The sequence below is a fragment of the Stieleria sp. JC731 genome, from assembly GCF_020966635.1.
Lineage (GTDB): Bacteria > Planctomycetota > Planctomycetia > Pirellulales > Pirellulaceae > Stieleria.
On the sequence record NZ_JAJKFQ010000011.1, the window covers coordinates 308,820 to 320,520 of the forward strand.

The window sequence follows — 11,701 nt, forward strand, 5'->3', positions numbered from 1 at the left end:
TGTCTTCCGGCCTGAGGTATCGCGGTTTACTTGACGTCATCGATGCCATTTAGGTCCCACACACGGACCGTGCCGTCACGCCCACTTGTCGCGATCTGGTATCGCGTCGAGTCAAGGGAAACGTTGTGGACCGCTGAAGCGTGACCGGTCAATGATGCGGCCAGTTCGTTGGTAGCAATGTCCCAGATGCGGCACTTGCCGTCATTACCAGCGACAACGGCATGCGAACCGTCGGCACAGAAGGACACGCTCCAGTTGTCGCCTCCGGTTTCGTCAATCAGTTCTGTTTCCAGTTCGCCGGTTGCGATATTCCACATGAACATCGCTTTGCCCCATCCCACGGTCGCCAGCATGTCGCCTTTAGGAGCGAATGCGAGATCGTAAATCGGTCCCGGGTGGCCGTGCATTGTTTGGCGTGTTTCCAGGGTTTCGGCGTCAAAGACACGGACCTCTTTGTCGCTGCCGCCGGTCGCGATGTGCTTGCCATCGGCCGACCAAGCGATGGAGAAGATCGAACCTTCCTGGGCAACGGTTGCGATTTCGTCGCCTGTATTGACATCCCAGATATGAACAACGCCTTTTCTGTCGCCAGCTGCAATTCGATCGCCATTTGGTGAAAAGGCGATTTTTCGAACCGCCGATCCAGCTTGCCATTCGATTTCTGATTCAAGCGTTTCGGCGTTCCAAAGCTTGACCATTCCGTCGTCACCACTTGTCGCAACCAATTGGCCGTTGGGGTGGAACTGGATGGTCCAGGCGATGCCTTTGTGGGCATCAAAGCTGCGTAGAACCTTCTGACTGGCGACATCCCAAAGACGGACGCTGCCGTCTTCGATTGCGGCCGCTACCTTGTCACCGTTAGGCGTAAAGTCCACCGACCAAACGGTGCCTGGATTACCAGCTAAAACCGTCGATGGGAACGTCGGTCCGGTCGTTTCAACTGAACTGACACCGCCGTTTGCCCAGAAAGCGATCGCCAAAATCAGGCTCAGTACCCCAACTAGGCCAGCTCCCCAAGCGGCGCGCAGTGTGTTTTTGGAAACGAGGCGGTGGGTACCGCTGCGGCGAACTTTCTTCGTCGTTGTCGACGCGATTGAAGGGACATGAAGCGGTGAGATCGGTGAGATCGACGAAACGATTTCGGCAAGCGTTTGCGCGACGAAAGCAGCCGATTCCGGTCGACGTTGAGGTGACTTCTCCAGCAAAGCCATGGTCAATTCGGAAAGTGGACCGCAGACAGCCGAGTTCAGCTTCGTGGGACTCGGTGGTGTTTCGTCCATGATCCTTTTCATGACACCGACAATCGAAGGGGCTTCGAAAGCCGACTTGCCTGTCAGCATTTCGTACATCACCGCACCGAGCGAAAACAGGTCGCTGCGTTCATCGGTCCCCGCCCCGGTGGCCTGTTCGGGCGACATATAAAGCGGCGTGCCTGTGACCATGCCCGTCTTGGTTAACCGGACATCGTCGGTTGCCCGAGCAAGACCGAAGTCGGTCAGCTTGACTCGATTGGACGATTTTTCCAGCAGGATATTCGCCGGTTTAATGTCACGGTGAACCATGTCGCGTTCATGTGCCGCGGCCAACCCGGCGGCGATCTGCATTGCGATTCGAGCTGCTTCGATCGGGGGTAGCGGCTTCGATTGGGTGAGGCGTTTTTCAAGCGTTTCGCCTTCGATGTACTGCATGACCAAGAAGGCGATTCCGCCGTCGTCTTCTTTGGCCACGTTATGCATCGCGACGACATGTTCATGCGAAATCGCCGCCGCCGCACGTGCCTCGCGGCAGAACCGTTGGCGGGCTAAGTCGTTTTTGTCGTACTCGGGATTGAGGACCTTGATCGCAACGGTTCGCTGCAATTGCGTATCAAAGGCTTCCAAGACGATTCCCATGCCGCCACGGCCGATCACTCGTGCGACTTCAAAGTGTTTGAGCTTTCCGATGTAGGCCGGGTCGTCCGATGGCTTCAAAAAGGGCAAGTTCACCGCGGGCGTTTCGATCGTCGGGCCGGGATCGACTTCGCCCGAACCTGACGATTCCGACCCGGTCGATTTCTGCAATTCCACCGAAGTGTCATGAACACGTTCGGTGTATTGCGAATCCGCGCTGTATTGCGAATCAACACTTGGATCCGGATCGAACTGCATCGAGATATTGCTGACGGCTTTCCAATAGGCGGAGTCACTCGGCGGGAGCGCCGTGACCTGCTCTCCAACCAATGCTTCGATTGGGACGTCGACTTCGCGTTGCAATTCGCCGATTGCGACCTGCTCAATTGCGGATTGGCAACGTGTGCACGCGCCAACATGCTCGGTGGTCGATTCGGTCAGTTCAGAAGAGAGCTGCCCGTTGACGAGCGCTTCTAGGTCTTGCTTGGAGGGGCATTCGGAGACGCTCATTAGAAGTCCCCTTCGTCGGTTTGAATTTTCTTAATCTCTGCACGCAACCTGGCGGTCACTCGGCTTTTTGCGACATAGATCGCGCCGGTCGTCATCGACAGTTCCTCGGCGGCGTCGGCAGCCGAACGGCCCTCGACAGCGGTCATGCGGAACGCTGACCAGGTTTTGGGATCCGAGCTTTCTTCGATGGTTTTCATGGCCGATGCCGCGAGGGTCCGCAGATGTTCCAGTTCCCACTGCTCTGCCAGCTCATTGCGTTCGTCGGCGGCCTGCGTCAGCAGTTCAAGCTGTGCAGTGTCGTTGGCAGTGTTGCCGGCCGATCGTTTTTGTTTTTCGAAGTAGGTGTATAAGCGGTTTCGTGTGATCGTGAATAACCACGCCCGAAACCCACCCTTTTCTTTGTCGTATTCCAATTTCCCGATTGCCATCCCCACGCGTCGAAACACGTCCTGAACGATGTCCGCAGCATCCGCGTCTTGAAGCCCACGACTGCGCACAAACCGGTACAACATCGGACCATAATCGCGCAGGAAATCCTCCCACGCTTCGTAATCGTTCGCGTCACGCAATCGCATTAGCAGCGTCGCGCGTGTGACTGGGGAATCGGCCACCCTATAGTCATCTCGGCTCGAGGTTCGCAAACTCGGTGAGCCTCTTCGGCAACCTAACGATCCGAGCGAGCGATAACATCGAAATTATACCGACCAATCCAGTCCAGGCACTGGGGCTTTCGCTTCGTCTAGGAATACTTCGACCGTCGGCGGACCTTTCACCAGCATTTGCATTATTCCGATCCATATGTCGCTGGTTGGCCGAAATGACACTGGGTGTCACCGCTTTTGCGAACTTTATTGCATCGATCGTGGGACTGGCATCCTCCTAGAGTCCCCAGTTTCCACGAGTTTTCGGTCGATGTAGCGGGATAGGCGAGTGATCCAAAGCCCTGGTGGTCGCTCTAAAATCGGCAGTCGGGAACGCGAAGGTTTTGCCGTCGCGACAGTTGATCGATGAATTGTCGGTGTTGCGACAGACCGACGCAGTCCCATTGAGGTTTGTAAGTCATTGGGGGGAAGCAGACCGGTTGGCTGAGCAGATAACCGACGCTAACCCGTATCGGTTTAGATTTTGGTGTGTAACCGACGCTAACGCGTTTCGGCTGATAGGTTGCGGATCAGGTATTTGAGGACAACCGACGCTAGCGCGTATCGGCTCATGGATTGGAGCGAAGCCGAGGCGGTTCGGTTGTTTTTCAATGAGCCGCGTTGGCGCTAGCCGCGGTTGACTGTTACCGCCAACTGCCACGACCTCAAACGCGTACCTACTTTACCTGGATATCGCCTTTGGTCAGGTACAAACGGTTTTGCTGAAACTCTTTTCCAACGAATGCGGCTGCCGAAATTTTCTTGCCTGACATCGATGCTGGAATTTTGAATGTGAATTCCAGTTTTCCTTCGCCGGACGCTTCCTTTACGATCCTCTCGATCCGTTGACCCGAATCGTCCTTGATCGTCACGTGAAAACTTTGTTCGCCTAATGCTTTGGGTAGCTTATGCCGAATCGAAATCACAAAGTCTTCACCGGCCTTGGCTCCCTGACCGACATTCCAACGGAAAAGTGATCGATCCTGTTTCACTTTCGCGTTGGTATTGCGTTTGGATCGTCGAGCGTCCGCTTCGGCTTGTTTGCGATCGACGTACTCGCTGACCAAGGCATCATCGGTGCGGTTTTCAAAGGCTTGCAGCATGTGGTCGCCGCTTTGCTCCATCTGACGACGCATCGCCGCGCGGTGTTCGGCGATTTCTTTCTGGTATCGCGGATCGTCGATTAGGTTGACCAACGCATCAGGATCGTTCTCGTAGTCATAAAATTCTTCACGGACACCATGCTGGAAAAAGTCCAGCCGTTTTGCGATTTCCGGATCGGTCGGAGCGAGTTTGACCATCGCGCGATAGGTCATCGTGCCGGTTGTCGCGGTTTTGAAAACTCGCTTTCCGTCAGGCCAAGCGTTGAACAGGTATCCAAAACGTTTGGATTGAACGCCCCGCATTGGGCTGCGGTTGGCACCTGAGTTTTCGTTGTAGACTTTGTAAACGATGTCGCGGTTGTCTTGATGTTCACCTCGCAATGTCGGTGCGAAACTGCGGCCATCGAATCCGCCGGGTTGGGGCAAACCAGCGATATCAACAATTGTTGGCAACAAGTCGACTGCGGAAACCATGTGTTCACGGTCGACCGCGTCTGCTTTAGTGACGCCCGGCCAGCGCACGATCAACGGGGTCCTGGTGCTATGGTGCCACAGTGCCGTTTTTGCAAATGGCAATGGCATCCCGTGATCGGACAGAAACACAATCACGGTGTTGTCTTGCAAACCGGACTCGTTTAACGCCTTCATGATTTGGCCGACACAGTCATCGGCGCGACGAACCGAAGAGTAATAGTGCGCAAGTTCTTGGCGGACATCTGGATGGTCGAAGAGGAAGCCCGGGATCGGAACTTCATCCGCAGTGAAGACTCGCGAGGGAACATTAGGATCTTCTGTCTGATCTCCTCGCTTGCCCATACCATAGAAAGGCTTGTGAGGGTCGGAGATATTGATGTTTAAACAGAATGGCTTGTCTGCTTTGGCCGCATTCTCAATTCCACGGCTTGTGGATCGATAGTACGACTCGGGGTTTTTCATGTCTTGTTGCTCGCCGTCCAAGATGGTCAGGTCATCATCCCAGCCATACGGTTGGTACGGTGTGCTATGCGAGACTTTGCCGCGGATCGCAACGTAGTAGCCGCCCTTTTTCATCAAGTCGACCAAGTGCGGGTGATCCGCATCACGGACTTGGTAAAACCCTTCGACTCCCGTGTTGTGCGGATAGCGGCCCGACCACATGACATTTCGTGACGGAAAGCAGTTGCCCACTTGGACATGGGCGTAGTGGTATCGCAGTCCTGATTCTGCCAAAGCATCAATATTGGGCGTCGTGCCTTCCAACTTGCAGCCGAACTTGCCGACCGAATCACAACTCATGTCGTCGACGGTGATCAGCAGCAGGTTCGGGCTAGATTTCTGTGCGTCACCGGCGTAACAAAATATCGACGCCGATGTCGCAAGAACCAAAGCGATGAAGTAACGCATTTGCAAATGGGGTGGGAGTGATGCGGAGGCGGGAAAATCCGGCAAGCGTTGCGATCAGGTGAATCGCTGGCCGCTATGTCGAAAAGTCGATTCGTGATGAAGGTATTGGCGTCGCAGCTTGTTGTGTTGCAGTGACAGCCGGTGTCGAAACTACAGCTCAGTCAGTTTCAAGTTTCGAAAACGAACGAGCATGTGATGGCCGGCATGCAATTGCAGTCCCACCGGACCTTTGTCGTTGATTGCGATTCCGGTGTAATCCACAAACGGTTCTCCATTGAGAAACGTTTGAATGCGTTTGTCTTTCAGCACGATCCGGATGTGGTTCCATTGACCAACACGGTGGACTTGGGCGATCTTGTCGCTTTGGGCTGGGTAGCTTCCGCGTTTATCTTTGGGCGCGTAGATGCAGCCGGTCATATCCTTTTTCAGGCTACCGGAGATACCGATTTGGACTTGGTGCCCGTCGCCACGAAGCATCACACCGGTGTCGTAGTATTCTGACGGAGTCTGGTATTCCAGTTCCAATTCGTAGTCGGTGTACGATTTATCGGTCCAGAGAACGGAACCTTTTTCGTTTGGGTTTTCGGCAATGATCATGCCGTCATCGACTTTCCAGTGGCCGCTGGTGTCTTCGGCCGGTTTGGCTGTCCAGCCTGCCAGCGTTTTGCCATCGAAGACAGGGGTTTCTTCGGCGTATGAAGGTGTAGCTAGAACCACGCAAGCGACGAGGCTGGCGATAGTTTTAGTGATTCGTCGTAATGGCATCGAGGTTCCGCCTCCGTCCGCGGGCTTTGTCTAACTGGGGTGATGAATACCATGAATTGATTCAAGGTGATTCATTCTATCCTTGGCGGACGCGGCACGCTGGAGACTTCAGCTTAATTCAGGCAACTTAAGCCAGATGAACAAGCCTATTCATTTAGATGCTTAGCTGGATTCTTGGTCAGAAGGCCGAGTCATCCACGCGAACGAGGCGACGATCAATAGTGCGACCACGACGGAAAGTGCCGTTTTCAGGGTCGCTCCGATTTCCAGTTCCATCGAGGCGTATCCGATTGCCGCAAGTCCTGCCAAGCCGACCGCGGTTAACGCTTCACCGGCAATCACGCCAGAGGAAAACAGAATCCCGCCATGCAGAACTTTATCGTGTCGGTCCTTCGGTTTTCCTCGGGTTGCGAAGTACGCGATCAAACCGCCGATAAGGATCGGTGTGGCCAAACCGAAGGGCAAGTACATCCCGACAGCGATCGGCATCAAATGAGCCCGATAGTTCGATTTGCGTTTCATGATTTCGTCGATCACCAAGATGATGCAGCCGACGGCCGCGCCAGCACCAATCAAGTTCCACGGCAGTGTCGCTTCGCCGGAAAAGCCTTTGGCGAGCGACGCGAATAAGCTCGCTTGTGGTGCAGACAGGTTCGGCCCGCCGATTCCGCCTTCGGTGTTCTCGTGAAGCAACGTTAGTACGGGGGCCATGACAAACGCCGCGATCGAGACACCGGCGATTTGCATGATCTGTTGGCGAAACGGAGCTGCACCGACGAGCGATCCTGTTTTCAAATCGTTGCAAACGTCGCCGCTGGTGCAGGCAACACAGCACACGATCGCAGCGATGCCAAGCGTCGAAACCATCGCTTCGGTTCCACTGGATCCGTAGAGCCACAGCATGCCACCGGCGACCAGTACCGCTGTGATTGTCATTCCCGAAACGGGGCTGTTGGAGTTTCCGACGAGTCCAACGATGTAGCTAGCGACGGCGGTAAAGAAAAATCCCATTGCGAGCATGACGACTGTCGACAAGGCGGTCACGCCTGCCGATCCCGTAAAGCGATAGTTGATGAACGCCAACATCCCGATGCAAACTAGCGCGAGCGTCACTATCACTCCCGACGGAATGTCTCTTTCGCCAGCCAAAGGGGCATCTTTGTTTTTGTCGAATCCGCCCCACAGTTCCACCACGGCGGCTTTCAAGCCGGATCGGACCGCAATAAGAGAGCTTAGGCCGCCAACGACCATCGCCCCAACACCGACGTAGCGGACTTCGGTGCTCCAAATTCGCCATGCGCCATCGATTGCCGTTTCCGATTCCAAAGCCCCACCAAGCAATGGGATCCCGATTAGCCAGCCAAGTGTGCCGCCAATAAAAATCAAAATCGCGACGTTCAGACGAACGATAAAACCCACCGCGACAAGCATGGGCGAAAGGTCGCCGCCGAAATAAAAGATACGGCTTCCGGTGGAGGCTGCAGCCTGCAGCGTCTCGGTCAACATTCCGAAGTAGCCGGCAATAACCTTAAATAGGCCGCCCAATACCCCACCCGCGATCAAACGCTGCGCGGCACCTTGCTGACCGGATTCGCCGGCCTCAAGAACCGCAGCACATGCGATGCCCTCGGGATACGGCAAATCTGAATTGTTGGCGACGAAAACACGTCGCATCGGAATCATGAACAAGATCCCGAGAAGACCACCGGTCAACGCCACGATCGACACAGTCCAGAAGTCGAAGTCCTGCCAGTGGCCGATCAAAATCATTGCCGGCATGGTAAAGATGATACCGGCAGCCAACGATTCGCCAGCTGATGCGCAAGTTTGAACTTGGTTTGCTTCAAGAATGCTGGATCGTTTGAACATCAGCTTGAACAACAGCATTGCCATCACCGCAGCCGGAATCGATGCCGACACGGTCATGCCGGCTTTGAGACCGACGTAAACGTTGGCCGCACCCATAACGACCGAAAGGACGAGTCCCAACACGATCGCTCGAACTGTTAGTTCCGAACGCGTGTCCGTATCGGCGGCGTTGGGGGAAATGCTGGGAGTCGATTCAGACATGTCAAAAGCTGCGTTGGTTATTGGGACGCGCGAGCTGTGGCGGACGCATCCGTTCGAGGCGGATCAGTGCGGAGCGACTTCGATGAGATAAGCAGCTGGAGCTATCGTCCTATCATCAGCGAAGGCAACTACGGCTGGGCGGATAATATAACGAGACAGCCAACCGTTGCATTGAGATGCAGGTCGAAAACAGATTTGCTCTTTCCATAGGCTTCAATTTTTCACTCAAAAGCACCCGAAGGCGGTGCGATCTTCACCAAGAAAACGAAGCATCGGTAATGCCATTTTAGGATCGATGTTGGTTTGGATTTCATTCCCCCTGTCGTTTCTTCGTCGGTGCTGTCGACTCTGTGGCCTGGCGAAGCCATACGCCACTTCAGGCTTCTCAAACAAACTGTCCAGCGATCGGTGAGAGGCAAATGCCACTTCTGGTAAGGCTGTGAATCACTGCGGATCGTTGCGATAAGGGGGCTGCTGGTTAAATTGTGTCGCTAATTTGAGGGTTCTGGATTCCCCACGGCACTCCGCGATCGGGTACATTGATTTCGCTGCGAAGCCACGACATGCGATCGTCAATCACGCCTGCAGGAGCCGAGCCTATGCGAAACTGCGTCAAGCAATACGCCATTGGGTTGTTGTTAATACAAGGGTTATTGATTCTCGGTCAGCAAGCAGCCGTTGGCGAAGAGCGTGAGCTTGTCGCATCAATCGATCAGCCAATCCCGAGAATGCCTCCTGGGGCATCCGTATCTACAGTCTCTCCGGGTGATTCGGCATCATCATCGACGGCAATCTTGCTGCCGTTCGCAGAGCATGCTCGTGTGTTTAAAACGGAGCTGGACCAGCAGTTGTTTGCTGAACTGACAGTCAAACTTGCAAATACGGCAAAGCAATATGACCAATGGGGATTGGTCAGGACCCTGGTCAACTATGGCGATGTGAGCGATATCGACGTCGAATCCATTGCAAAACTGGATTGGGGATCGTGTGATCCGCAGTTGACTTTACAAGACCGGATTCTCCGGCATGGTGATCGATATCGAACCGAACGTGTGCTGCCAGAAGATCGTCGATTGAGATGTACGTTTGACGGAACGCTCGCACGGATCCGCAGCACGTTCGGATTGGTCAACGGACCGAAAGAGATGGTGCTTGGTGCATTTGAAGAACCGTTCGAATTCTCTTGCCCGCACGTTGCACTTTGCAGCAGCAGCTTCGGCCCGTCGATCGAATGGATGTTCGATTCAGGTTTAATGGACAGCGCGTTTCGGTCCGGGTTTGTCATCGGGCCGATCGAAGTTCAACAATGTGATGTTGATGGACATCCATGTTCCCGTGTCGATTGGCGGACCGTCATGAAACGGGACGGACAAATCGTTCGTTGTTCGGTCAGCTTTGCGCAGGACCGCGGCATGATTCCGATTTGCAAAGAATTTGCGACGCAAGTCACTGGCACGTTGTGGGAAAAGCGACTCGCAAAAACGAACACATTCCAAACCGATCAAGGGGGACGATGGTTTCCGAAGCAGGCCGATTTGACTGTCAATTTTCGAAACGACTATCAGGTCACCCGAGCATCGTACGAGCTGGACGATCAGTTTCATCAGGCATCGGTCTATTCCGATCAGTCAGCGATCTTGCAAGTGCACCAAAACCCGCCGCCTGCACTCGTTAAACCTTACACGCCTCCGGAAATACTGACGACGACTCCGCAGCGAGTTTTCCAATCTGATGACTATCTGGGCATCGTTGGGACCAGTGTCATCACCTACGGCGGGGCAAGCTTGTTGATCATGATTTTGGTTTGCGTCTGGTTTGTCTGGCGAACCAAAATGGGAGCATCGATTCGAAAGTTTTGCGCAACGCACCGAACCTTTTTCGGAACGCTCGGAATCGTTGTAACAGCAACGTTCGGAATGTTATGTACGCTGCCTCCCGGGTGGATGTCGTTTGGCGTGACTTTCATGGTGACCGGAGTGTTCGGTCTGCTCTGGATCGTATTCCAGATGATTTTGTTTCACGATGCTCGGATCACAATTCGTACGATGCTTTGTGGTGCCGCAGCTGTCGCAGTCATGTTTGCCGGTTACAACGTCGGTGTGAAACGAATGTTGGCACGCCAAAAGATGATCGAAGATGTCCGGACCACCGGCGGTCAAGTCGTTGTCGGACTATGGCATCTCGATGAAGAAGGCTTGTTCTTGCCGACCGCTTTGGCCAACCAGTTTGGCGAGGCGTGGACGGGGCGTGCCAGCCGAGCAGCGATCGAGCAAACGGCATTCAGCCGAAAAAATGTCAGAACATGGTGCCTTGAAGAATTGCGTTGGCTCGGAGTCGCGTCGGATGAGAATGAGGACTACGACGTCGATCCAGCCGCGCTAGGGGAAATGGAAGGTGACTCGCTGCTGTGGACATTTCATGCGGACAACGGATACGTCGGTGACGAAGCGATGCAAGAATTGTCTCGCTTTCACGGGCTTGTAGACCTGCATTTTGATTGTCAACGCCGCCCGGTGTCGAGTTACCTATCCGAGCTGAAGTGCCTTGAGCGGATCTGGCTGACAGACGTTATTGTCGACGAAAACCTGTTCAGGAAACTTGCCGAGTTGCCACGCTTAGAATCTGTCTTCTTGATAACGCCCGAGTTCAATACGCAAGGCATTGACTGTTCTGACTGTCGCATCAAGTCGGTGGAAGTGCAGCATGGCAGCATCGATCAGCAGGCAATTTCGATGTTAGGGCAGCTGCCGACTTACCTGACCTTTGTCGATTGCAAGTTCAATCTCAGTGCGGTCAGTCAGCCAATCGATCTTCAGCAGACGCAATCGCTGCAGGTGTTTTCGTCAATGATTGACGATCGCGCGCTGGTGAATTTTGGGAAGGCCCCAAAACTGAATTGGTTTCATCTTGGTGCGACCGATGTAACTGTCGAGGGCATCGAAAGCTACAGTCGCATGCATCCATCGATTCCGATTACGTTGGAATAGTGTCGTCGGTGGCAACTCGCGATGGAAATCCCGGGTTCAATAGTGCGGCGGCTTCTCGTCCGTCATATTAATCTGTGGATCGACCGCACTTTTAACTCGATCGAGTTCTTGTTCCCACTTAAGAATCTGTCTCGTAAGTCGGTCGATATAGCGAGATTGGTCAACGACGACTTGATTTAGTTCGTCGTACTGACGCTGTAAGTGCGCCAATTGTGTTTCGACTTCGACCAGTCTTTCATTGTTGTTCGGCATTTGTACCCAGTGTCATTGCTATGTCGGAATTTTTGCAGCGGATGGATAATTCCGTCGACGAAGCATCTCGTTGCTAACGGATACCATCGGTGGCCAGCAGC

At 54.0% G+C, this 11,701-nt stretch carries 7 protein-coding genes; 1 reads left to right on the plus strand and 6 read right to left on the minus strand.

Annotated features, from left to right (window positions below; genetic code table 11):
• Nucleotides 1–26: 26 nt before the first annotated feature.
• The 5 genes from LOC67_RS18180 to LOC67_RS18200 all read right to left on the minus strand — a co-directional run bounded on the left by LOC67_RS18180 (nucleotide 27) and on the right by LOC67_RS18200 (nucleotide 8,361).
• On the minus strand, nucleotides 27–2,399 hold the full coding sequence (locus tag LOC67_RS18180; protein ID WP_230264099.1) for a WD40 repeat domain-containing serine/threonine protein kinase: 2,373 nt from the start codon (nucleotides 2,397–2,399) through the stop codon (nucleotides 27–29).
• A complete protein-coding gene (locus LOC67_RS18185; RefSeq protein ID WP_230264100.1) occupies nucleotides 2,399–3,010 on the minus strand; it encodes an RNA polymerase sigma factor in 612 nt (203 codons plus the stop codon). Before LOC67_RS18185 ends, LOC67_RS18180 begins: the two co-directional genes overlap by 1 nt.
• A gap of 707 nt (nucleotides 3,011–3,717) precedes the next feature.
• Nucleotides 3,718–5,526 carry a sulfatase gene (locus LOC67_RS18190; RefSeq protein ID WP_230264101.1) on the minus strand — a complete coding sequence of 603 codons (1,809 nt, stop codon included), beginning with the start codon at nucleotides 5,524–5,526 and terminating at the stop codon, nucleotides 3,718–3,720.
• A 150-nt stretch (nucleotides 5,527–5,676) separates the two neighbouring features.
• The gene (locus tag LOC67_RS18195) at nucleotides 5,677–6,291 is read right to left on the minus strand and encodes a DUF1080 domain-containing protein (RefSeq protein WP_230264102.1); all 615 of its coding nucleotides are present in this window, start codon (nucleotides 6,289–6,291) and stop codon (nucleotides 5,677–5,679) included.
• A 162-nt stretch (nucleotides 6,292–6,453) separates the two neighbouring features.
• A complete protein-coding gene (locus tag LOC67_RS18200; RefSeq protein WP_230264103.1) occupies nucleotides 6,454–8,361 on the minus strand; it encodes an OPT family oligopeptide transporter in 1,908 nt (635 codons plus the stop codon).
• Between the two features lie 563 nt (nucleotides 8,362–8,924).
• On the opposite strand from LOC67_RS18200, the gene LOC67_RS18205 reads away from it, so the two are divergent.
• Nucleotides 8,925–11,348: a hypothetical protein gene (locus tag LOC67_RS18205; protein ID WP_230264104.1), complete on the plus strand. Its 2,424-nt coding sequence runs from the start codon at nucleotides 8,925–8,927 to the stop codon at nucleotides 11,346–11,348.
• A gap of 36 nt (nucleotides 11,349–11,384) precedes the next feature.
• Here LOC67_RS18205 and LOC67_RS18210 read toward each other — a convergent pair whose 3' ends face one another.
• A complete protein-coding gene (locus LOC67_RS18210) occupies nucleotides 11,385–11,600 on the minus strand; it encodes a SlyX family protein (RefSeq protein ID WP_230264105.1) in 216 nt (71 codons plus the stop codon).
• Nucleotides 11,601–11,701 lie beyond the last annotated feature (101 nt).

Coding starts and splice junctions, on each gene's coding strand:
- LOC67_RS18180 (WP_230264099.1), bottom strand. CDS start 2,399: ATGAGCGTCTCCGAATGCCCCTCCAAGCAAGACCTAGAAGCGCTCGTC.
- LOC67_RS18190 (WP_230264101.1), bottom strand. CDS start 5,526: ATGCGTTACTTCATCGCTTTGGTTCTTGCGACATCGGCGTCGATATTT.
- LOC67_RS18195 (WP_230264102.1), bottom strand. CDS start 6,291: ATGCCATTACGACGAATCACTAAAACTATCGCCAGCCTCGTCGCTTGC.
- LOC67_RS18200 (WP_230264103.1), bottom strand. CDS start 8,361: ATGTCTGAATCGACTCCCAGCATTTCCCCCAACGCCGCCGATACGGAC.
- LOC67_RS18205 (WP_230264104.1), top strand. CDS start 8,925: ATGCGATCGTCAATCACGCCTGCAGGAGCCGAGCCTATGCGAAACTGC.
- LOC67_RS18210 (WP_230264105.1), bottom strand. CDS start 11,600: ATGCCGAACAACAATGAAAGACTGGTCGAAGTCGAAACACAATTGGCG.